Raw genomic sequence first — 22,071 nt, forward strand, 5'->3', positions numbered from 1 at the left:
CGGGGTCAGCGCAGGCGGCCGCGCAGGCGCTCGAGCTGCGTCGTCATCTCCTCCGGCAGGTGGTCCCCGAAGCGGGCGAAGAACTCCTCGGTGAGGTCGGTCTCGGCGAGCCACGCCTCGGTGGGGACGTCGAACAGGGCCGCCATCTCCTCGTCGCTCAGGTCCAGGCCGTTCGTGTCGAGCGCACCGGGCGCCGGGAGCAGCCCCAGCGGCGACGTGACCGCCCCGCTGTCGGTCCGCACGCGGCGGGACCGGTCGATCTGGCCGGCGATCCACTTGATGACGCGGGAGTTCTCGCCGAACCCGGGCCAGATGAACCGGCCGTCGGCGTCCTTGCGGAACCAGTTGACCTGGAAGATCTTCGGACGGTGCTCCGCAGCCAGTCCGGCGCCGACCTCGAGCCAGTGCCCCCAGTGGTCGGCCATGTTGTAGCCGCAGAACGGCAGCATGGCGAACGGGTCGCGGCGCAGCTCGCCGACGGCCCCCTCGGCCGCGGCGGTCCGCTCCGAGCTGATGGTGGCACCCATGAACACGCCGTGGTCCCAGCTCGTGGCCTGGGTGACCAGCGGCACGTTCGACGCACGACGGCCGCCGAAGATGATGGCGTCGACGGGGACCCCGGCCGGGTCCTCCCAGCCGTCGGCGATCGTCGGGCACTGCGCGGCCGCGACGGTGAACCGGGAGTTCGGGTGGGCCGCCGGGTGGTCGGAGTCCGGCGTCCAGTCGTTGCCCTGCCAGTCGATCAGGTGCGCCGGGGGTTCGGCGGTCAGGCCTTCCCACCAGACGTCGCCGTCGTCGGTCAGGGCCACGTTCGTGAAGATGACGTCGTGCGTCAGCGTCTCGATCGCGGTCGGGTTCGTGTCCACACCGGTGCCGGGCGCGACCCCGAAGAAGCCCGCCTCGGGGTTGATCGCGCGCAGCGTGCCGTCCGGCCCGGGACGCATCCACACGATGTCGTCGCCGAGGGTCTCGACCGTCCAGCCGGGGATCGTCGGCTGCAGCATCGCGAGGTTGGTCTTGCCGCAGGCGCTGGGGAACGCGGCGGCGAGGTGGTACTGCCGCTGCTCGGGGGAGGTGACCCGGATGAGCAGCATGTGCTCGGCCAGCCAGCCCTCGTCGCGCGCCATCGCGGAGGCGATGCGCAGCGCGAAGCACTTCTTGCCGAGCAGCGCGTTGCCGCCGTAGCCGGAGCCGTAGGACCAGATCTCCCGGCTCTCGGGGTAGTGGACGATGTACTTGGTGTCGTTGCACGGCCAGGCGACGTCCTCCTCGCCCTCGGCCAGGGGTGCGCCCACCGAGTGCACGGCCGGCACCCACTGCTGACCGGCGTCGATCAGGTCGACGACCCGGGGGGAGACGCGCGTCATCACGTGCATGGAGACGACGACGTAGGGCGAGTCGGTGATCTCGACGCCGACCTGGGAGATCGGGCCGCCCACGGGGCCCATGGAGAACGGCACGACGTACATCGTGCGGCCCCGCATCGAGCCCTCGAAGACCCCGTCGAGCTCGTCGCGCATCGTGGCCGGGTCGCACCAGTTGTTGGTGGGGCCGGCGTCCTCCTCGCGCTCGGAGCAGATGAAGGTCCGGGACTCGACCCGGGCCACGTCGGACGGGTTCGACCGGGCGAGGTAGGAGTTCGGGCGCTTGTCCTCGGCGAGCTTCACGAGGGTGCCCGTCTCGACCATCTCGTCGATCAGACGCTGCTTCTCCGCGGCGGAGCCGTCGCACCACACGATCTCGTCGGGCTGCGTGAGCGCGGCGATCTCGTCGACCCACGCGCGCACGTCCCGCGGCGACGTCCGGCCTGCCGATCCCGTGTCGGTCGCGGTGAGGCCGAAGCCGTCGGTGCGGTCGAGGACGTCCGGGGTGAGCTCGGCGAGGGCCAGCCGTGTCCGGCGGGGGTTCGCGGTGAAGGTCATGGCTGCTCCGTCCGTCGGGTGTGCCCGCCGGGACGACGAGCTCCTGCTTCACAGTCTCCTCCTGGTCAGGCGGTCTTTGGTGCCGTGGACGCTATGAAGATCGGCTGATCTTCACGTAGCGTGAAGAGATGACCGTCGAACCGACGTCGGAGGCCCCGGACCTGATCACCCTGGGGCGCCGCATCCGCCACGCCCGGACGTCCCGCGGGCTCACGCTCGAGGCCCTGGGGCGTCAGGTGGAGTCCGCCCCGAGCCTGCTCTCGCTCGTCGAGAACGGGCGACGCGAACCCCGGCTGTCCCTGCTGCGGGCGATCGCCGAGACCCTCGAGGTGCCGTTGACGGACCTGCTCGCCGACGAGCCGCCGTCGCGTCGCGCCGCGCTGGAGATCGCGCTCGAGCGTGCGCAGCGCGGGCCGCTGTTCGGCGCGCTCGGGCTCCCGGCCGTGAAACCGAGCCAGCGGCTGCCCGTGCCGGTGCTCGAGCACCTCGTGGGGCTGCACGACGAGCTGGCGCGCCGCGAGGAGGAGGCGATCGCGACGCCGGAGGAGGCGCGGCGGGCCAACACCGTCCTGCGTCGGGAGCGTCAGGACCGCGACAACCACCTGCCCGAGATCGAGGCCCTGGCCGAGGACATGACCCGCCGGGCCGGCTACGGCGGCGGTGCGCTGACGCACCGCACCGTCGCCCAGATGGCGGGCGAGCTGGGGCTGACCATCCTGCACGTGGACGACCTGCCCCGCTCGGCCCGGTCGGTGACCGACTGGAAGAACGGACGCATCTACCTGCCGCCGGCGTCGATCCCCGGTGGGCACGGGCTGCGCTCCCTGGCCCTGCAGGCCATCGCTCACCGTGTGCTGGGCCACGAACGGCCGCGCTCGTACGCGGACTTCCTGCGCCAGCGCGTCGAGATCACCTACTTCGCCGCGGCGTGCCTCATGCCGGAGACGACGGCCGTCAGTTTCCTGGAGCAGCACAAGCGGGCCAAGGACCTGGCGGTGGAGGACTTCCGGGACTCGTTCGGCGTCACCCACGAGGCTGCCGCGATGCGGCTGACCAACCTCGCCACGGTGCATCTCGGCATCCCCCTGCACTTCCTGCGCGTCGGGGACGACGGCGCCCTGTTCCGTGGCTACCAGAACGACGGGCTGCCGCTGCCGCAGGACGTGACCGGCGCGATCGAGGGGCAGCTCGTCTGCCGGCGCTGGCCCGCGCGGGAGGCGTTCACGCGGCGCGACCGGGCGACCGAGTCCTACCAGTACACGGACACCCCGGCGGGGACCTTCTGGGACTCGGTGCAGACCGGGACGGCGGCCGACGGAAGCCAGTTCTCCATCACCGTCGGGGTGCCGTACGCCCACGCCAAGTGGTTCCGCGGCCGGGACACGCGGGTGCGGCGCACGTCGACCTGCCCGGACCCGGCGTGCTGCCGGCGGCCCCCCGAGGACCTGGCGCAGCGGTGGGAGCGCGCGTCGTGGCCGAGCGCGCGCATGCACCAGCAGGTCCTCGCCGCACTGCCCCGTGGGGTGTTCCCGGGCGTGGACGACACCGACGTGTACCGGTTCCTCGAACGGCACGCCCCCGACCCCGACCAGGACGCCGACCCGTCCCCCTGAGCCGGGTCGGCACCGGGCCCGCACCTCAGTGCGGGCCCGGTCCTCCCGGGTCGTGCGGGCCGCGTCCCGGACCCACGTGCAGCGCCCGGATCCGCTGCCGGTCCACGGCGGTCACCGTCAGCGTCGTCCCGGCGACGCGGACGACGTCGCCGGGGACGGCGATCCGCCCCAGGGCGGCCAGCACGAATCCCGCCGCGGTCTCGTACGGCCCCTCGGGCAGCTCGATCCCGGTCTCCCGGGCGAAGTCCTCGAGCGTGAGACCGGCGTCGACCTCGTCGGTGCCGAGCTCCGGGCTGCGCGGGTCCGGTTCGGCGCGGATGTCCCGCACGAGCTCCTCGACGAGGTCCTCGAGGGTGGCGATGCCGTCGGTGCCGCCGTACTCGTCGCGCACGACGGCCAGGTGGATGCCCTCCTGGCGCATCGTGGTCAGGGCGGGCAGCAGCCGGTTGGTGCCGGGCATCTCCAGGGCCGGGCGGACGATCTCCCGCAGGGTCCGCCGTCGTCGGGCCGGGGTGCGCAGCTCGCGGACCAGGTCGCGCAGGTGCACGAACCCGACGACGTCGTCCACGCCGTCGTCCACGACGGGGAACCGAGTGGAGGGCTCGTCCCCCACGGCGTCGACCGCCTCGTCGACGGCGAGGTCCGCCGGCAGGAAGGTGACGTCGGGGCGCGGGCGCATGACCTCGGCCAGCGTCCGCTCGGAGGCCGTGAAGACGTCGGTCACGATCTCGCGCTCCTCGGGGGAGAAACCGGGGTGCTCGCTGACCGCCCGGCGCAGCTCCTCCCCGGTCATCTGCGGTGCCCGGACGTCCGGGTTGCCGCCCAGCAGCCGGACCACCGCGTCGGTGGAGCGGGACAGCAGCCAGATGACGGGTCGGATGATCCGCGAGAACCGGTCCAGGGGCGGTCCGACGACGAGGGACACCTGGACCGAGCGTTGCAGGGCCAGCCGCTTCGGGACGAGCTCGCCCAGCACCAGGGAGGCGTAGGCGACGAGCAGCGTCAGCGTGACCAGGGCGGCGGTCGACGCCGCACCCGGCGAGAGGCCGAGCGACTCCAGCACCGGCGCGAGGTCGGGGGCGAGCGTCGACGCGCCGTAGGCGGCGGAGAAGAACCCGGCCACCGTGACGCCGATCTGCACGGCGGCGAGGAACCTGTTGGGGTCGCGGGCGACGGCGGCGACCCGGCGCCCGCGCGACCCGTGGCGCTCCAGCTCGGCGATCTGCCCCTCGCGCAGCGAGACGAGGGCGAACTCGGTCCCGGCGAACACCCCGCCGAGCAGCACGAACCCCAGCACCAGGGCGATGTTCCGCCAGGTCTCCGCGTCCACGGCTCCCTCCGGGTTCGGGCCGCCGGGGCGGCGCTACCGCTGGTCACGAGACTTCCGCAGGTCGGCGCTGTTCGCGCGTCAGCGCCCTGGGGCGCGCCGGACGGTTCAGTCGCGCACCGGACCGCCCCGCCCGTCGAGGCGGTCGAGCAGCGTCGTGAACACGTCGCCGGCGCGCAGCCCGTCGTGCTCGAACTGGTTGGTGACCCATGCCCGGGCGTTCCCGACCCGGGAGGCGGTGTCCAGGGAGAGCGCGGCGTCGACGAACATGTCGTCGAAGTAGACCGCCGCCTCCATCGGCACCTCGTTGGCGGCCAGCACCGCGGTGTCGTACAGGTCGCCCCAGTCACGGCGGGCGGCCAGGGCCTGCGCCGCGTCGCGGAACGGGCGCAGCGCGGCGACCTGGTCGAACATCCAGGGGTAGATCATCTCGCCGGTGAACAGCAGCGGGCGCGCGCCCGCGGCGAACTTCGGGTCGCTCTCGCGCACCTGCTGCGCGGCCCACGCCGTCGGCCCGGTGCCCGCCTGGGCGTAGATCGACTCGTGCAGCACGGCGTACATCGGGTTGGTGGCGAACCCCGTGGCGGCCTCGACGTCCGCGAGGAAGGTGTCGGTGAGCTCGTCCGGTGCCCCGGCGTCGAAGGCCTCGTCGACGATCCAGTGCACACGCTCGAACCCGGGGCCCATGCCGAAGGCCATCCCCAGCGACTGGAAGCGCTCGATGCTCAGCAGGTCTCCACCGGGCAGCCGCACGTCGCCGTCGGCGATCCGGTCCGCGATCCGGGCGATCCGGGGCACGTCGTCGGGGTACCGGCCGCGGTACTGCGCGTTCTTCGTCGCGACCCGCGCCTGCGTGCGCCGGTAGACCTCCTCGGGCCCGGCGTCGAGGCCGGCCAGGCCCCCGGTCACGTAGGACGCCGCCAGGCCCTCGGGGGCGAGCGACAGGTAGGTCAGGGTGACGAACCCGCCGTAGGACTGTCCGAGCGTCGACCAGCGACGGCCGCCGTAGATGGACTTCCGCACGTGCTCGGCGTCGCGGACGATGGAGTCGGCACGCAGGTGCGACAGGTACTCGGCCTGGACCTCGGGGGAGCCGAGGGCGGCGAGCGCACGGGCCCGCACCGCCGTCGAACGCCCGGTGCCCCGCTGGTCGAGCAGCACGACCCGGAACCGCTTCAGCGCCTCGCCGACCCAGCCGTCGGGACCCGTGGGGCGGGGACCCTTGCCCCCGGGGCCACCCTGCAGGAACACCAGCAGCGGCAGGTCCTCGGACCGTTTCGTCGGATCCACCAGCTCACGCACGAACACGCTGAGCGTGCGGTCGTCGGCGGGGGCGGACCAGTCCAGCGGCACCGTCAGGGTGCGGTCGGTGACGTGGACGCCGGGGATCGTGTACGCGGACTCGCTCGTGACGGTGCTCTTCACGACGCCAGCCTACGAGCCTCGCCCCGCACCGCACGGGCGCGGACGAGCCGAGGGGACGGCACGACCCGTGCGACCGTCGATGTTCCCGAAGTGGAGCGCCCCCCAGGGCGCGTGAACGCGGTCGTGCGGGTCGTGCCGTCCCCTCGGCGGCACAACTACTTGGTGTCTTCGTCGACCCAGTCGAAGGTCTTGGTCACCGCCTTCTTCCACTGGCGGTACAGCCGCTCGCGCTCGTCCTCGGGCAGCGACGGCGTCCACCGCTGGCCCTCGATCCAGTTGTCGCGGACGTCCTGCTCGCCCGACCAGAAGCCGACGGCGATGCCGGCGGCGTACGCCGCACCGAGGGCCGTGGTCTCGGCGACCTCGGGCCGCACGACGTCGACGCCGAGCTGGTCCGCCTGGAACTGCATGAGCAGGTTGTTGGCGACCATGCCGCCGTCGACCTTCAGCTCGGTCAGGTCCACACCGGAGTCGGCCCGCATGGCGTCCATGACCTCGCGCGTCTGGAAGGCGACCGCCTCCAGGGCCGCGCGGGCGATGTGGTTGCGGTTGACGTACCGCGTCAGGCCCACGAGCGCACCGCGGGCGTCCGACCGCCAGTACGGGGCGAACAGGCCGGAGAACGCCGGCACGAAGTAGGCGCCGCCGTTGTCGTCGACCTTGCCGGCCAGGTACTCGATGTCCGGGGCGTCGTCGAACAGCCCCAGGTTGTCCCGCAGCCACTGGACCAGCGAGCCGGTGACGGCGATGGCACCCTCGAGGGCGTAGACGGCGTCGGCGTCCCCGATCTTGTAGCAGACCGTGGTGAGCAGACCGTTCTCGCTGGCCACCTTCTCGGTACCGGTGTTGAGCAGCATGAAGTTACCGGTGCCGTAGGTGTTCTTCGCGGTCCCGACCTCGAAGCACGCCTGGCCGAAGGTGGCGGCCTGCTGGTCGCCGAGGATTCCCGCGATCGGGACACCGGGGACCATGCCGCGGGGGCGTCCGTGACCGTAGATCTCGGACGAGGACCGGATCTCGGGGAGCATCGACAGCGGGATGCCCATGTCCGCGGCGATGTCCTCCCGCCAGGAGAGGGTGTCGAGGTCCATGAGCATGGTGCGCGAGGCGTTGGTGACGTCGGTGACGTGCACGCCGCCGTCCGTCCCGCCGGTCATGTTCCACAGGACCCAGCTGTCGGTGTTGCCGAACAGCAGGTCGCCGCGGTCCGCGGCCTCCCGGGCGCCCTCGACGTTGTCGAGGATCCACTTGATCTTCGGGCCGGAGAAGTAGGTCGCGAGCGGCAGCCCGACGATCGACTTGTACTTCTCGGGGCCCTCGGAGCCGCCCAGCTCGTCCACGATCGCCTGGGTGCGGGTGTCCTGCCAGACGATGGCGTTGTAGACGGGCTTGCCGGTGTTCTTGTCCCACACGACCGTGGTCTCACGCTGGTTCGTGATGCCGACGGCGGCGACGTCCTCGTGCGAGAGGTTGCCGCGGGTGAGGGCGAGGCCGACGACCTCGCGGGTGTTGTTCCAGATCTGCTCGGGGTTGTGCTCGACCCAGCCCGCCTTCGGGAAGATCTGGTCGTGCTCGAGCTGGCCGGTCGAGACGATGCGGCCGGAGTGGTCGAAGACGATGGCACGCGAGCTCGTGGTGCCCTGGTCGATGGCGAGGACGTAGTCAGCCATGGGTATGTCCTTCGTGTCGTTGCGTCATTGCGGTACGGATGGGTGGTCGCCGGGCCGGGCTCAGCCGAAGGCGACCAGAGGAGCGAACAGGCCGGCGAGGACGCCGCCGACGATGGGGCCGAGGACCGGCACCCAGGAGTAGCCCCAGTCGCTGGAACCCTTGCCCTTGATCGGCAGCAGCGCGTGCGCGATGCGGGGGCCGAGGTCACGGGCCGGGTTGATGGCGTAGCCGGTGGGGCCACCGAGGCTCGCACCGATCCCGACCACCAGGAGGGCGACGGCGAGCGGGCCGATGTCACCCGGCCAGTTGCCGAAGTTCAGCACCACGAACACCAGCACGAAGGTGCCGATGACCTCGGTGACGAAGTTCCACCCGTAGGAGCGGATCTCGGGTCCGGTGGAGAACACCGCGAGCTTGATCGGCGCCGGCGCCTCCTCGTCGAAGTGCTTCTTGTAGGCGAGGAAGGCGATCGCGGAACCGAGCGCGGCACCGACGATCTGGGCGGAGATGTAGATCGCACCGTTCGCCAGGGTGACGGGGATGCCCGGACCGAACTCCTCGGCGCCGCTGGCCCAGATGCCGAACGTCACGGCCGGGTTGATGTGGGCGCCGCTGGCGAACGCGACGTACACACCGGAGAACACACCCAGGCCCCATCCGAAGTTGATGAGAAGCCATCCGCCGTTGAACCCCTTGTTCTTCGGCAGGATGACGTTCGCCACGACACCGGCACCGAGGAGCAGCAGCATCCCGGTTCCCAGCATCTCGCTGACGAAGAGTTCGCCTGTTGACATCGTCGTCTCGCTTTCTCTTCTCGGTCCGGGCCCGTGCCCGGAGCGTCGTGCCACGACCTCGTCGCCGCGGCGAACCGGCCGCGCCGCCGATGCTGCGACGGCGCGACCGGGGGTCCTGTCAGGTGCGCAGAGGCCGCAGCGTCGTCAGGTCGCCGGCGTTGCCCCGGGCCTCGGCGGCCGCCTCGTCGTCGGGGGCCTGGGCCGCCGCGTCCTCGGCGTCCGCCCGGGCCCGGTAGCTCTCGATCTCCCGCTTCCTGGTCTCGTCGTCCCAGCCGAGCAGGGGTGCGGCGATCCCGGCGATCTCCTCGAGGGCGGCACGCCCCTTGTCGGCCACCTCGTAGACGAGCCGGGTACGTCGCACCAGCAGGTCCTCCAGGTGCAGCGCGCCCTCGTGGCTGACCGCGTAGTGGATCTCGGCCCGCAGGTAGGCGGGGGCGTGCTCCAGCGGTTCGGCGAGCCCCGGGTCCTCCTCGCACAGGGTCACGAGCTCGCGCAGCGCCGAGCCGTAGCGGTGCAGGAGGTGGTCGACCATCGCCGGGCTCCAGCCGTACCGCTGCGCCCAGGTGCGGGCCTGGCGACGGGCGGCGGACAGGCCGACCGCGCCGATGAGCGGGATCTGGTGGGTCACCGACGGCAGCGCGTGCGCCCGCTGGCCGATCGCGAAGTCGACGGCGTCCTTGGCCATCACGCGATAGGTGGTCAGCTTCCCGCCGGCGATGACGGTCAGGCCCGGGGCGGGGGAGGCGACGGTGTGCTCGCGCGAGACCTTCGCCGAGCTCGTGCCCTCCTTGGTGCCCGGCTGCAGCAGCGGACGCAGGCCGGCGTAGGTGCCGATGACGTCCTCGCGCGTGAGCGGGTGGGCCAGCACCGCGTTGGCGTGGTCGAGCACGTAGTCGATGTCGGCCGCGGTGGCCACCGGGTGGACCGGGTCCAGCTCCCACGGGGTGTCCGTGGTGCCGATGATCCAGTACCGGGACCAGGGGATGATGAACAGCACCGACTTCTCGGTCTGCAGGATCAGGCCGACCTGCCCCTTGATGCGCTCCCGGGGGACGACGACGTGGATGCCCTTGGAGGCCAGCACGTGCAGGCCGCCCTCGTCCCCGGCCAGGGCCTCGGTGTCCTCGGTCCACACGCCGGTGGCGTTGATGACGTGCCGGGCGCGGACCGTGATCTCGCGACCGGTCTCCAGGTCGACGACGACGGCCCCGTTGACCGTGCCGGTGCTGCTCTTGGTGAGCTCGACGACCTGGGTGCGGGTGGCGGCGTGCGCGCCGTAGTCGACCGCGGTGCGGACCAGCGTGGCGACGAGGCGTGAGTCGTCGACGGAGGCGTCCCAGTACTGCACGGCGCCGATCGCGGCCTCGTGCGCGAGGTCCGGGAACTTCCGGCTGATCTGCCGACGGGTCAGGTGCCGGTGCAGCGGCATCGCGCGCTTCCCCGGGGCGACCGAGGCCAGGGTGTCGTACAGCGCGATGCCGGCCCCGACGTAGGCCCGTTCCCACACCCGGTGCTCGAGGGGGTACAGGAAGGGGACGGGCTTGACGAGGTGCGGGGCGAGCTCCTTGAGGAGCAGGTCGCGTTCGGTGAGCGCCTCGTGCACGAGGGAGAAGTCGAGCATCTGCAGGTAGCGCAGGCCGCCGTGGACCAGCTTGCTGGACCAGCTGGAGGTGCCTGCGGACCAGTCCTGGGACTCGACGATCGCGGTGGACAGCCCGCGCGTGACGGAGTCGAGAGCGATGCCGGCGCCGGTGACCCCGCCGCCGATGACGAGGACGTCGAGCTCGGAGGCGGAGTCCTGCGAGCTCTCGAGCGCAGCCAGGGCGCGGGTTCGTGACTCGGCAGTGAGTCGGGAGGCCATCGGGGGTGCTCCTCTCGGTCGGACTGGAACTCAGAGCACCATCGGTCGAACATTCTCGCAAGCCAGATGCACGAACGTGCATCTGGCGGCATGCTGCGGCACCCTGGTTCCGTGACGACTCCCCGGGAACGCGACGTGGTCATGGCCGCGACCATGTACTACCTGCAGGACATGAAGATGGAGACGATCGCGCGGCACCTGCGCACGTCGCGGTCGACCGTGTCGCGCCTGCTCAAGAGGGCGCGGGAGACCGGTGTCGTGGAGATCACGCTGCGGCCCACGCACACTCGTGCACCCGGTCTCGGCCAGCGGCTCGCGGCGCAGTACGACATCGACACCTACGTCGTGCCGGTGCCGGACGCCGCCGACGACGCGCAACGGCTCGGTCAGGTGGCCCGCACCACCGCCCGTCTGGTGACGCGCTGGTTCGACTCCGACATGGTGCTCGGCATCGCCTGGGGGACCACGCTGGCCGCCGTGGCGGGCCACCTCATGGACAAGCCCACCCGGGGCTCCGCCGTCGTGCAGCTCAACGGCGCGGCGAACAACCGGACCTCCGGCGTCGCCTACGCCGGGGACCTCCTGGACCGTATCGCGGCCACCTTCGAGGCCCACGCCCACCCGTTTCCCGTGCCGGCCTTCTTCGACTTCGCCGAGACCCGGGACGCCATGTGGCGGGAGCGGTCGGTGCGCCGCGTCCTCGACGTGCAGGCCAGGACGGATCTCGCGGTGTTCTCCGTGGGTGCGCTCACCGGCGGTGTCCCGTCGCACGTCTACTCGGCCGGGTACCTGGAACCCGAGGACGTGGCGGCGCTCGAGGGCGCGGGTGTGGTCGGCGACGTCTGCACGGTCTTCCTGCGTCCTGACGGGTCGTTCCGCGACATCGCCATCAACGCTCGGGCCACGGGGCCCACCCCGGACCAGCTCCGGCGGTTCCCGCGACGGCTGTGCGCCGCCGCGGGCGACAACAAGATCGCCCCGTTGCGCGCCGCGCTGGCCGCCGGGGTGGTCACGGACCTCGTCGTCGACGAGATCACGGCCGCGGGGCTCGTCGAGGCCGACTGATCCGTCCGCGGCCGCTGTGCGGGCCGCGTGCCGGCGTCGCGCGTAGGGTGCTGACGTGCCCGACCTGTCGAACGCACCGTTCCGCATCCGGCCCGCCCTGCCCGCGGACGTCCGCGGCGTGCGCGACCTCGTCGCCCCGTACGCGACGGACCGCATCCTGCTGGCCAAGGAGCTCGTCGGCTACTACGAGTCGGTGCAGGAGTTCCTCGTGGCCGACGCCGGGCCGGAGGCGGGCCTGGTCGGGTGCGGCGCGCTGCACGTGATGTGGGCCGACCTCGCCGAGATCCGCACGCTCGCCGTCGACCCGGCCTGGAGGGGGCGCGGGCTGGGGCACGCTCTCGTCGAGGAGCTGATCCTGCGGGCGCGGGAGATGGGACTCAAGCGCCTGTTCTGCCTCACGTTCGAGGTCGACTTCTTCGCCGCCCACGGTTTCCGCGAGATCGACGGGACCCCGGTGACCGGCGAGGTCTACGCCGAGCTGCTGCGGTCGCACGACGACGGGGTGGCCGAGTTCCTCGACCTCGCGCGGGTCAAGCCGAACACCCTCGGCAACTCGCGCATGCTGCTGGACCTCTGAGCAGCGACGGCGGCCGGAGAGTCACGCCGGGAGCATGAACCGGCCGGCCTCGTCGGTCTCGGCCAGCCCGTCCTCCACCAGCCCGGCCAGGCACCGGTCGAGCTGGGACTCCGGACCGGCGTGGGCCAGCAGAGCACGGTGCACGGGGCCTTCGGCGGTGCGCAGCGCGGCCATGACCCGGCCCCGCACCTGCCGGTCGGTGCCGTCCCAGGACTGGGTCCGCCGCCGGTGCGCGTGCTCGTCCGGCGGGAACCCGGCCAGGCGCCAGGCGCACAGGTCCTGGACCGGGCACCGGTCGCACCGCGGGGTCCGAGCGGTGCAGACCAGCGCCCCCAGCTCCATGGACGCGGCCGCCCACGTCGCGGCGTCCTCGTCGCCGTCGGGCACCAGGGAGACGGCCAGCCGCCGCTCCGCCGCCGTGTACGACGGCGCCGGCAGCGCGACGCCGGTGACGGCGCGGGCCTGGACCCGCCTCACGTTCGTGTCCACGACGACGGCGCGGCGGCCGAAGGCGAAGGCGCGGACGGCCCCCGCGGTGTACTCCCCGATGCCGGGCAGCGCACGCAGGGCCTCCTCCCCGGACGGGACCTCCCCGTCGTGCCGGGCCACGATCACCCGCGCGCAGTCCGCGAGCCGCAGCGCCCGGCGCGGATAGCCGAGCCGGCCCCAGGCGCGGAGCACCTCGGACGTCGGGGCGTCGGCCAGCGCCGCCGGGGTGGGCCACCGCTCCATCCACTCGCGCCACACGGGCTCGACCCGGACGACCGGGGTCTGCTGGAGCATGACCTCGCTGACCAGGACGCCCCACGGGGTCCGGTCCGCGGCGCGCCAGGGGAGATCGCGTGCGGCGTGGGCGAACCACGCCGTGACCCGTTCGACCAGTGCATCCACGGTCGCCCATTGTGCCTGGCCGGAGCGGCTTCCCGGGACGGCGGCGCGGCGCCTCCGTCGGTCGGTCCGCACCACGTAGCGTGGTCTGCGCAGAGGTGTTCGTCGAGATGCGGGGGAACGGTGGCGGCAGCGAAGGACCGTGGGCGAGGAGGTGCCGCGCGGGGGCGCCAGGCGTCCGGGGGACGCACGCCGTCCTCGCGCGCCACGTCGTCCCGGGGCTCCTCCCGTTCCGGCTCCGCAGCGAGGGGATCGTCGGGGGGCCGGTCGACCACGTCGGGCGGTGCGGCGAAGAAGGCGGCCCCGCAGAAGGCCGCGCCGAAGAAGGCGGCCCCGCAGAAGTCCACCACCAGGACGTCCGCCCCGAAGAAGTCCAGCGCGACGAGCTCTCGGGCCCAGAGCACCCGACGCACGACCTCTCGAGGCGCCGCCACGGGTGCCGCGGGGTCGACGCGTCGCAGGACGGGGGCCACCGCCGGCCGGGCGACCTCGTCGAGGAGCCGGTCGGCGGGTTCCGCGTCCCGGTCCACCGGGGGTCGGGGGTCCGCCCGCGGAGGTCGCCGGTCGGTGGCGACGAACGGCCTGGTGGCTCCTGGCAGCACGCCGCGGCCCCGGTCGCGCCGACCGGCCCCGGCGAGGAGCCGCACCGCCCACCGCGGTCCCGCGATCGTGCTCCTGGTGCTCGGCCTGCTCGTCGGCGCCGGCACGGCGACCGGGTACGGGATCGGTCGCGCCGTCGACTGGGCGCGGGACGCCTGGCCCGAGCCGCGGCTCGAGCTCGTCGCCGAGAAGCAGGCCCCGCCGGAGGCGATCGACCCCGCCGGGGTGGCGGAGACGTGCACCCCCTCGGCGGTCCGCGCCGAGCTCTCCGGCGACCGCGACACCCTGGTGCTCGGCGAGGCGGTGTCGATGACGGTGCGCGTGACCAACGAGGGGCGGATGCCGTGCCTGCTCGACGCGCACCGGTCGAGCATGCAGGTGGTCGTCTCCGGGGCCGACGGCGGCGAACGCGTCTGGTCGTCCGCGGACTGCATCGGCGCGGGCGAGGAGCTCGTCCTGCTCGGGACCGACGAGCGCTGGGAGCTCACCGCCCGCTGGTCCGGGAGCGGGTCGACGCCCGGCTGCGACGCCCAGGGTGACGTGCCTCCCGGCGAGTACACCGCGACGGTCCTGCTGGACGACGTCCCCGGTGCCGAGGGTGAGCCCTGGGACGTCACCGTCGAGGCGGCGCCCGCGCCGGAACCCTCGGCGGACGCCGAGGACGCCGAGGGTTCCGCGCAGGACGCGTCCACGGACGACGGCACCACCGCCGAGGAGGATGCCGACCCCTCCGAGGAGGGCCGGTCCGGCGACAAGGCCTCCGAGAGGTCGGGCGGCCGGTCGGACTCCGGGAACGGCAAGAAGCCCGGCGGTGACGCCGGGACCGAGGGCTGAACCCCCTACACGTACCGCTCGAGGATGCTGGACTCCGCCAGGCGGGACAGCCCCTCGCGCACGGCGCGTGCCCGGTGGTCGCCCACGCCCTCGACGCTCATGAGGTCGTCGACGCTCGCGGCGAGCAGCTTCTGCAGGCCCCCGAACTGCTGGACCAGTCGCTCGACGATCGTGCTCGGCAGGCGGGGGACCTTCGACAGCAGCCGGTAGCCGTGCGGCGCCACGGCCGCGTCGAGTGCCACCCCGGCACCCGGCAGTCGCAGGACGCGCCCGATCTCCGACAGGTCGAGCAGCTGGGACGAGTCGAGCCGGGCCAGGTCGGCGTGGACGGCCGCGAGGCTGCGGCCCGAGCGCTCGACGTCGACGTAGTCGCGCACGACGAGGTCGCGGTCCGAGCCGATCCCGCCGAGGAGCTCGTCGAGCTGGAGGGCGAGCAGCCGGCCGTCGGTGCCGAGCTCGACCACGTACCCGTCGATCTCGTCGGAGATGCGCCGCACCATCTCCAGGCGCTGGACCACCGCGCAGACGTCCCGCACGGTGACCAGGTCCTCGATCTCGAGGGCCGACAGGGTGCCGGAGACCTCGTCCAGTCGCGAGCGGTAGCGCTCCAGGGTCGCCAGCGCCTGGTTGGCGCGGCCCAGGATCGTGTCGGAGTCCTCCAGCACGTGCCGCACCGAGCCCGTGTAGATCGCGACGATCCGCATCGACTGGCTCACGGAGACGATCGGGAAGCCGGTCTGCTTCGCGACGCGCTCGGCCGTCCGGTGCCGGGTGCCCGACTCGCTCGTCTCGATCGAGGGGTCCGGCAGGAGCTGGACGGCGGCGCGGCGGATCCGGGTGGCGTCCCGGTCGAGGACGACGGCGCCGTCCATCTTGGACAGCTCGCGCAGCCGCGTGGCCGAGAACTCGACGTCGAGCTCGAAGCCGCCCGAGCAGATCTCCTCGACCGTCTTGTCGAGACCGAGGACGATCAGGGCACCGGTCCGCCCTCGCAGGATGCGCTCCAGGCCGTCGCGGAGCTCGGTGCCGGGGGCGACGGCGGCAAGGGTGTCCCGCAGCAGGGCGTCGGGTTGCGCGATGTTGGGGGCCACCTGGGCATTCTACGTCCTGGAGGCGTTTCGTTCAGCGGCTGCGGGACGCGTCGCCGGTCGGGGCCGAGGCCAGCTCCACGGCCTCCGCGAGATGGTGCGCCTCGGCCACCTGCAACCCGGCCGGCGCCCGGACCGCGGCCCCCGCCGGCACGACGGCGCGGGTGAACCCGAGACGGGCGGCCTCGCTCAGACGCCGCTCCAGACCCGTCACGGGCCGGATGTCCCCGGCGAGGCCGACCTCCCCGACGGCGATCGTGCCCGACGGCAGGGCCTCGCCGCTCCGGGCCGAGACGATCGCCAGCGCGGTGGCGAGGTCCGCGGCCGGCTCGGTGACCCGCGCACCACCGATCGTCGAGGCGTACACGTCCGCGTCGGCGAGCCGCAGGCCGGCGTGCCGGTGCAGCACCGCGAGGATCATCGCCAGCCGTTGCGACTCGACCCCGCTGGTGGCCCGGCGAGGGTTGGCCAGGGGTGACGGGGCCACGAGGGACTGGATCTCCAGGGCGAGCGGCCGGCGTCCCTCGAGCGTGACGGTCACGCAGGTGCCCGGCACCCCCGCTCCGAGGTGGGACAGGAACAGCCCGCTGGGGTCGCTCAGGCCCTCGATGCCGGACTCGGACAGGTCGAAGCACCCCACCTCGTCCGTGGGGCCGAACCGGTTCTTCACCGCGCGCACCATGCGGAGCCTCGAGTGCCGGTCGCCCTCGAACTGGCAGACGACGTCCACCAGGTGCTCGAGGGTCCGTGGTCCGGCGACCGCGCCGTCCTTGGTCACGTGGCCGACCAGCAGCACCGGGACCTGACGCTCCTTCGCCGCGGCGATGAGGGCGCCCGCGACCTCACGGACCTGGCTCACCCCGCCGGGGACGCCGTCGACCTCCGCGGAGGCGATCGTCTGGACCGAGTCCACCACCAGCAGCGCCGGGTCCGCCGCGTCGAGATGGCCGAGCACCGTGGCCAGGTCCGTCTCCGCCGCGAGCAGCAGGGTCGGTGCGAGGGCGCCGATCCGCTCGGCCCGCAGCCGGACCTGTCCCGCGGACTCCTCGCCGGTCACGTACAGCACCGTGCGCGCGTCCTGGCCGTCGGTGCCGCGGGCCGCGTTGGACGCCACGGACAGCAGCAGCGTTGACTTGCCGACCCCCGGTTCGCCCGCCAGGAGCACGACGGCTCCGGGGACGAGGCCGCCGCCCAGCACGCGGTCCAGCTCGTCGACGCCCGTCGGGGTGGCGCGCGCGGAGTCGACGTCGATCTCGGCGATGGGACGGGCGGCCGAGCGCACCGGCTGCACCGCCGTGGTGCGCGGTCCCGCCGCCGGGCCGTCCTCGGCGACCGTGCCCCACGCCTGGCACTCGCCGCAGCGGCCCACCCACTTCACCGTCGTCCAGCCGCACTCGGTGCAGCGGAAACCGGGGCGGGAGCTCTTGGCGCGGCCTGCGCGCGAGGTGGTCGTGGTGCTCACGCTCGACACGGTAGGCGTCGGCACCGACACCAGGGCCGCCGGACGTCGTAGGCTGCACGGCGACGCCGTCGTCGGCGCACCGGCACCAGACCAGGAGGACGTCGATGGCCGACCGCAAGCCGGGGTACCTGACCCCGGGATTCCGGACCCCGGGGGAGAAGGTGCACCAGAAGAGCTCGCGGGCGGCACAGGTCCGTCGCCGCCGCATCGTCCTGGCGGTGGTGCTCGTCGTCGTGGCAGGGATCGCGGTCGTCACCGCGTTCTTCTGGCCCGGGTTCGCCCAGGAGGAGCCCGACCCGCTGCCCGAGGTCACGGTCACCGCGGCGCCGCCGACGCCGACCGCCGAGCCGAGTCCGCTGCCCGAGGACGCCACCGACTTCCAGTCGGCGATGCCGGACTCCGCCCTGCAGCTCGTCCGCCTCGACGTCACGGAGGGCGCGTGGATCGACGAGGCCGACGCCGTCGAGGCGTGGGACGTCGTCTACGCCGACGGGTCGGCGGACGGAGCGCGGGTCGACCTCGTCGCCGGTCAGTGGTCGGACGGTGACGCCGCGGCCGAGGTGTACGCGACGCTGCTGCAGGCCGCCGGCGACCCCGAGGCCGAGGGGGACGTCACCGTCGGCGGCGAGACCGTCGGCGACTACGCCGTCACCCCCGGTGCGACCGCCGGGGAGTCGGTGGTCACCTGGCGCAACGACACGGCCGTCTTCCAGGCCACCGGGCCGGAGCAGCTCGTCCAGGACTTCTACGAGACGTTCCCGATGTGAGGAGAGACCACGTGAGCACGCAGATCGCCGGGACCCGGGTGGCCTTCGTCGGGACCGGCACGATGGCCGAGGCCGTCCTGGCCGGTGCCCTGTCGTCCGGGCTCGACCCGGCCGACGTCGTCGCCACCGTGCGTCGCGAGGACCGGGGCGCCGAGCTGGCCGAGACCTACGGGGTCGCCACGACGACGGACAACGCCGCCGCTGTGTCCGACGCCCGCCTCGTCGTCGTCGGCGTCAAGCCGAAGGACGTCGCCGCCGTGCTCGACGAGATCGGTCCCGCGCTGCCCGCCGACGCCGTCGTCGTCAGCGTCGCCGTCGGCCTGCCGCTGTCGTTCTACGCCCGCCACCTGCCCGCGGACCAGCCCGTCGTGCGGGCCATGCCGAACACCCCCGCCCAGGTCGGCGCCGGGGTGACCGCCGTCGTCCCCGGACCGACGACGGACGAGGACGACGTCGCCCTCGTCGAGGCGCTGCTGGCCGGCACCGGGGAGACCCTGCGCATCACCGAGAAGGAGATCGACGCGTTCGGGGCGCTCGCCGGCTCCGGCCCCGCCTACGTGTTCTACGTCGTCGACGCCATGGCCGAGGCCGGGGTGCTGATGGGCCTGACGCGGGCCGTCGCCCGCCGGCTGGCCGTGCAGACGGTGCTCGGCGCGGGGACGCTGCTCGCGCGGACGGGGGAGCACCCCGTGGTCCTGCGCGAGAAGGTCTCCTCACCCGGTGGCACCACGATCCAGGCCCTGCGGCGGCTCGACGACGCCGGTGTGCGGGCGTCCTTCGTCGCCGCGATGGAGGCGGCGCGCGACCGGTCGGCGGAGCTCGGCCGCGAGCTCGGCTGATCGCAGATGTCCGACCCGTCGCGTCGAGGACGCCGCCCAGCGGGCCAGAGCACGCGCGGGGCGGTGCTGGAGGCCGCCCGGGCGGAGTTCGACGAGCGGGGCTACGAGGCCGTGTCCCTGCGGGGCGTGGCCCGACGGGCCGGTGTCGACCCGGGCACCGTGCGGCACTGGTTCGCCGGCAAGACCGAGCTGCTCGCCGCCACGCTGGGCCTGACCGACATCGACCCGTCGGCCGTCACCCGGTCCGCCGCCGACGGCCCGGTCGAGGACATGGGGGAGCGGCTCGTGCGGGCGGTCGTGCGGACGTGGGACGCGGACGGCGGCGCGACGGTCCGTGTCGTCGTCCCGGCCATCATGGCCGACCCGGGTCTGCGGAACCTCCTGCAGCGCTTCCTGGGGGTGGAGGTCCTCGGCCCCCTCGTGCAGCGGCTGGGTGTCGCCGACGCGGAGCTGCGCGCGTCCCTGGCCGGTTCCCAGGTGGCCGGCCTGATGATGATCCGCTACGTGGTCGGGGTCGAACCGCTGGCCTCGGCCTCGGCGGACGATCTCGCCACGCTGGTGGGCCCGACCCTGCAGCGCTACCTCACCGGGGACCTGGGTGACGTGACGACTGCTCGATGAGCACCATCGTCTCCTCCAGCGTGGCGGCCTCTTCCGCGACGTCGGCCGGCACGCCGGCGGCGTCGAGGGCCGCGCGCACGCGCTCGGGCGCCGTCCCGGCGACGCGGCTGGTGCGGCCGGCGAGGGCCACCGGCAGACCCGCCTCGTCCAGGGCGGCGAAGGCCGCGGACCACTCCTCGGTGCGCACGACGGCGGTGCGCGAGGTCGCGGTGATGTCCCCGACCGCCCCACGGGCCACGCCGCGGCCCCGCGACATGATCACCAGGCGGTCGCACTGCTCGGCCTCCTGCATGTAGTGCGTCGTGACGAGCACACCGGCACCGGCCTCGGCCTGCGCGTGGATCGTGTCCCACAGCCGTGCCCGGGCGAGAGGGTCGACGCCGGACGTCGGTTCGTCGAGGACGAGCAGGCGGGGGGAGTGCAGCAGGGCGCAGTAGAAGGCGAGCTGGCGCTGGCGGCCCAGCCCGATGCGCCCCACGGGCTGGTCGGCGACGGCGGCCAGCGTGGTCGGCAGCGCCGGGGCGTGACGCACGGAGAAGGCCGCGGCGACGAAGTCGACGTTCTGCCGGACGCTGAGCGCCTGGGACAGGCCAAGCCCCTGGGGCACGTACCCGAGCGCCTGGCGGTCGGCGTCGGCGGGCGGGTCGCCGAACACCTCGACGTGGCCGGCGTCCGCCGCCTCGAGCCCGAGCAGCACGCGCAGCAGCGTCGTCTTGCCGGCCCCGTTGGAGCCGAGCAGGCCCACGATCTCCCCGGCGTGCACGTCGAGGGACATGTCCTCGACGGCGGCGAATGCGCCGAACCGCTTGGTGACGCCGTCGGCGTGGACCAGGGTGGTCATCGGGTCTCCTCCTGGCGGGCGAGCGTGAGGGCGATCAGGGTGTCCTCGAGGTCGGGCGGGACCGGGCGGCCCGGGGCCGTCGCGCCGTCGGGCGTCCAGGTGTGGAACGACCGACCGCGGCGCCACGTCCGGTCGTGGCCGCCGGGTGGGTCGTCGCCGACGGACACCGTCCCCGGCACGGTGCCGACCACGTCCGCCGGGCTGCCGGTGGCGAGCACCTGCCCGTCCTGCAGGGCGACGACCGTCGCGGCCCGCTCGGCCTCGTCGAGGTAGGTCGTCGTCATCAGCACGGCAGCGCCGCTCCGGGCCGCCTGGGTGATGAGCCGCCACAGCTCGACCCGGCTGACGGGGTCGACACCGGTCGAGGGCTCGTCGAGCAGCAGCAGGTCGGGGGTGTGCAGCATCGCCAGGCAGAACCCGAGCTTCTGCCGCATGCCCCCGGACAGGTCGCGTCCGAGCCGGTCCCGGACGTCGTCGAGGCCCGCGGTCGCCAGCAGGTCGGCGGCGCGGGTCCGGATCCCGGCGGCGGACATCCCGTACGCCGAGCCGACGAACTCGACGTTCTCGCGGACGGTCAGGGTCGGCCACACCCCGGACGTGGAGGGTTCGTGGCCGATGCGCGGGGCGGGCGGGACGTCCACGGTGCCGCGCACGGCGGCGACGCGTCCGAGCAGGGCCCGCAGCAGGGTCGTCTTGCCGGCCCCGTCCCCGCCGACGACGGCGGTCACCTCGCCGGACGGGACGGCGACGCTCACCTCGGACAGCGCGGTCGCGCCGCCGAGCTCCACGGTGAGGTCGCGTGCGCCGTACATCAGCGGGCCCCGCGGGCCGGTGCGATGTCCCGGCGCAGCCGGACCACGGCGACGCCGAAGACGAGGACCGCCATCCCGGTCAGGACGACGACCGGCAGCCACATCGACTCCCATCCGGCCCCGCGCAGCATGACGCCCTGGGAGAGCTTGACGAACCACGTCAGCGGCAGCAGGTAGCCGATCCAGCGGACGCCGGCGGCCATGGCGTCCAGCGGGAATATCATCCCGGACAGCAGGATCTGCGGCAGCATCGTCATCAGCGCGACCTGCACGGCCTGCCCGGTGGTCTGGGAGACGGTCGAGATGAGCACCCCGATCCCGAGGACGGCGAACAGGAAGATCGCCGCGCCGATGCCGAAGAGCAGCGCGGACCCCCGGAACGGGACGCCGAACAGCCACACACCGAGCAGGGTCACGAGCACCATGTCGAAGCACGCGAGGAGGAAGTACGGGGAGATCTTCCCCAGCACGACCGACGTGGGGGACAGCGGCATGACGGCGAGCTGCTCGAGCGTGCCGGCCTCGCGTTCACGGACCAGCCCGATGCTGGTGATGATCGTGCCGATGAAGGTCAGGATCAGGCCGATGATCGCCGGGACCATCACCCAGGAGGTCTCGAGGTCCGGGTTGTAGAGGATCTCCGAGTCGACGCGGTCGCCGAGCTGGGCCACGAGGACCGAGGCGCTCTGGGCGGCGAAGAGGTTGGAGCCGTCGACGATGACGGTCGGGCGGCCGCCGTCGGCGTCCGAGGCGTCCCCGCTGAGGATCGCGACGTCGACCTCGTCGTCGCGGAGCATGTCGCGTGCCTGGCCGGACCCCGCCTCCGCGTTGACGTCGGTGAGGTCGAGGGTGGTCGGTGCGTCCTGCGGCGCCTGCGCGACGAGCTGCTGCACCTGGTCCGCCTGGTCGCCGACGACGGCGACCTTCAGCTCGTCGACGGTGAAGTTCGCGGCGTACCCGAAGATGACCAGCATCAGCAGGGGCAGGGCGACGAGCATCGCGACGGTGCGGTGGTCGCGCCGCAGCTCGCGGAACTCCTTGACGATCATGGCGCGCACGGCGGC

The 22,071-nt window shown here is 73.3% G+C and carries 19 protein-coding genes; 7 read left to right on the forward strand and 12 right to left on the reverse strand.

Going from position 1 to position 22,071, the window contains the following annotated elements; all coding sequences use genetic code 11:
- Window positions 1–5 precede the first annotated feature (5 nt).
- Window positions 6–1,922, reverse strand: coding sequence for a phosphoenolpyruvate carboxykinase (GTP) (locus Q6347_RS03825; RefSeq protein ID WP_304606736.1), 1,917 nt, complete (start codon window positions 1,920–1,922; stop codon window positions 6–8).
- A 128-nt stretch (window positions 1,923–2,050) separates the two neighbouring features.
- On the opposite strand from Q6347_RS03825, the gene Q6347_RS03830 reads away from it, so the two are divergent.
- Window positions 2,051–3,535, forward strand: a complete 1,485-nt coding sequence (locus tag Q6347_RS03830) for an XRE family transcriptional regulator (RefSeq protein ID WP_304606737.1) — start codon at window positions 2,051–2,053, stop codon at window positions 3,533–3,535.
- A gap of 25 nt (window positions 3,536–3,560) precedes the next feature.
- Here the strand turns inward: Q6347_RS03830 and Q6347_RS03835 are convergent, their stop codons facing one another.
- The 5 genes from Q6347_RS03835 to Q6347_RS03855 all read right to left on the reverse strand — a co-directional run bounded on the left by Q6347_RS03835 (window position 3,561) and on the right by Q6347_RS03855 (window position 10,613).
- On the reverse strand, window positions 3,561–4,865 hold the full coding sequence (locus Q6347_RS03835) for a hemolysin family protein (RefSeq protein ID WP_171246033.1): 1,305 nt from the start codon (window positions 4,863–4,865) through the stop codon (window positions 3,561–3,563).
- Window positions 4,866–4,970: 105 nt separating this feature from the next.
- On the reverse strand, window positions 4,971–6,287 hold the full coding sequence (locus tag Q6347_RS03840; protein ID WP_304606738.1) for an alpha/beta fold hydrolase: 1,317 nt from the start codon (window positions 6,285–6,287) through the stop codon (window positions 4,971–4,973).
- Between the two features lie 155 nt (window positions 6,288–6,442).
- Window positions 6,443–7,957 carry a glycerol kinase GlpK gene (glpK, locus tag Q6347_RS03845; protein WP_304602580.1) on the reverse strand — a complete coding sequence of 505 codons (1,515 nt, stop codon included), beginning with the start codon at window positions 7,955–7,957 and terminating at the stop codon, window positions 6,443–6,445.
- Window positions 7,958–8,017: 60 nt separating this feature from the next.
- The gene (locus Q6347_RS03850) at window positions 8,018–8,752 is read right to left on the reverse strand and encodes an MIP/aquaporin family protein (RefSeq protein ID WP_304602579.1); all 735 of its coding nucleotides are present in this window, start codon (window positions 8,750–8,752) and stop codon (window positions 8,018–8,020) included.
- A gap of 118 nt (window positions 8,753–8,870) precedes the next feature.
- Entirely contained in the window at window positions 8,871–10,613 is a 1,743-nt protein-coding gene (locus Q6347_RS03855) for a glycerol-3-phosphate dehydrogenase/oxidase (protein ID WP_304602578.1), read from the reverse strand.
- Between the two features lie 111 nt (window positions 10,614–10,724).
- Here Q6347_RS03855 and Q6347_RS03860 point away from each other — a divergent pair, with 111 nt between their 5' ends.
- Together Q6347_RS03860 and Q6347_RS03865 are read left to right on the forward strand one after the other, a co-directional pair.
- Window positions 10,725–11,678, forward strand: a complete 954-nt coding sequence (locus tag Q6347_RS03860) for a sugar-binding transcriptional regulator (RefSeq protein WP_171246029.1) — start codon at window positions 10,725–10,727, stop codon at window positions 11,676–11,678.
- Window positions 11,679–11,742: 64 nt separating this feature from the next.
- Window positions 11,743–12,255: an amino-acid N-acetyltransferase gene (locus Q6347_RS03865; protein WP_171246076.1), complete on the forward strand. Its 513-nt coding sequence runs from the start codon at window positions 11,743–11,745 to the stop codon at window positions 12,253–12,255.
- 21 nt (window positions 12,256–12,276) lie between these two features.
- On the opposite strand, the gene Q6347_RS03870 is transcribed toward Q6347_RS03865, so the two are convergent.
- Complete coding sequence (locus tag Q6347_RS03870) at window positions 12,277–13,146, reverse strand: A/G-specific adenine glycosylase (RefSeq protein ID WP_304606739.1); 870 nt, start codon at window positions 13,144–13,146, stop codon at window positions 12,277–12,279.
- Between the two features lie 582 nt (window positions 13,147–13,728).
- Between Q6347_RS03870 and Q6347_RS03875 the strand changes: the two genes are divergently transcribed.
- A complete protein-coding gene (locus tag Q6347_RS03875) occupies window positions 13,729–14,577 on the forward strand; it encodes a hypothetical protein (protein WP_304602576.1) in 849 nt (282 codons plus the stop codon).
- 5 nt (window positions 14,578–14,582) lie between these two features.
- Here the strand turns inward: Q6347_RS03875 and disA are convergent, their stop codons facing one another.
- A complete protein-coding gene (gene disA / locus Q6347_RS03880) occupies window positions 14,583–15,668 on the reverse strand; it encodes a DNA integrity scanning diadenylate cyclase DisA (protein ID WP_171246027.1) in 1,086 nt (361 codons plus the stop codon).
- A gap of 31 nt (window positions 15,669–15,699) precedes the next feature.
- Complete coding sequence (gene radA, locus Q6347_RS03885) at window positions 15,700–17,127, reverse strand: DNA repair protein RadA (RefSeq protein WP_304602574.1); 1,428 nt, start codon at window positions 17,125–17,127, stop codon at window positions 15,700–15,702.
- A 104-nt stretch (window positions 17,128–17,231) separates the two neighbouring features.
- On the opposite strand from radA, the gene Q6347_RS03890 reads away from it, so the two are divergent.
- From Q6347_RS03890 to Q6347_RS03900, 3 genes are read left to right on the forward strand one after another with little or no spacing between them, the layout of a single operon-like run.
- Window positions 17,232–17,894, forward strand: coding sequence for a hypothetical protein (locus Q6347_RS03890; protein WP_304606740.1), 663 nt, complete (start codon window positions 17,232–17,234; stop codon window positions 17,892–17,894).
- An 11-nt stretch (window positions 17,895–17,905) separates the two neighbouring features.
- The gene (proC, locus tag Q6347_RS03895) at window positions 17,906–18,733 is read left to right on the forward strand and encodes a pyrroline-5-carboxylate reductase (protein ID WP_304606741.1); all 828 of its coding nucleotides are present in this window, start codon (window positions 17,906–17,908) and stop codon (window positions 18,731–18,733) included.
- A 6-nt stretch (window positions 18,734–18,739) separates the two neighbouring features.
- Window positions 18,740–19,354: a TetR family transcriptional regulator gene (locus tag Q6347_RS03900; RefSeq protein ID WP_304602572.1), complete on the forward strand. Its 615-nt coding sequence runs from the start codon at window positions 18,740–18,742 to the stop codon at window positions 19,352–19,354.
- Here the strand turns inward: Q6347_RS03900 and Q6347_RS03905 are convergent.
- Genes Q6347_RS03905 through Q6347_RS03915 form a run of 3 tightly spaced genes read right to left on the reverse strand, consistent with a single transcriptional unit; the run spans window position 19,317 to window position 22,056 of the window.
- The gene (locus tag Q6347_RS03905) at window positions 19,317–20,195 is read right to left on the reverse strand and encodes an ABC transporter ATP-binding protein (protein ID WP_304606742.1); all 879 of its coding nucleotides are present in this window, start codon (window positions 20,193–20,195) and stop codon (window positions 19,317–19,319) included. The genes Q6347_RS03900 and Q6347_RS03905 overlap by 38 nt on opposite strands.
- Window positions 20,192–21,007, reverse strand: coding sequence for an ABC transporter ATP-binding protein (locus tag Q6347_RS03910; protein ID WP_304606743.1), 816 nt, complete (start codon window positions 21,005–21,007; stop codon window positions 20,192–20,194). The genes Q6347_RS03905 and Q6347_RS03910 overlap by 4 nt, the downstream gene beginning before the upstream one ends.
- A complete protein-coding gene (locus Q6347_RS03915) occupies window positions 21,007–22,056 on the reverse strand; it encodes an ABC transporter permease (RefSeq protein ID WP_304606876.1) in 1,050 nt (349 codons plus the stop codon). The genes Q6347_RS03910 and Q6347_RS03915 overlap by 1 nt, the downstream gene beginning before the upstream one ends.
- Window positions 22,057–22,071 lie beyond the last annotated feature (15 nt).

The organism is Isoptericola sp. b408 (genome assembly GCF_030588085.1).
GTDB lineage: Bacteria > Actinomycetota > Actinomycetes > Actinomycetales > Cellulomonadaceae > Isoptericola > Isoptericola sediminis.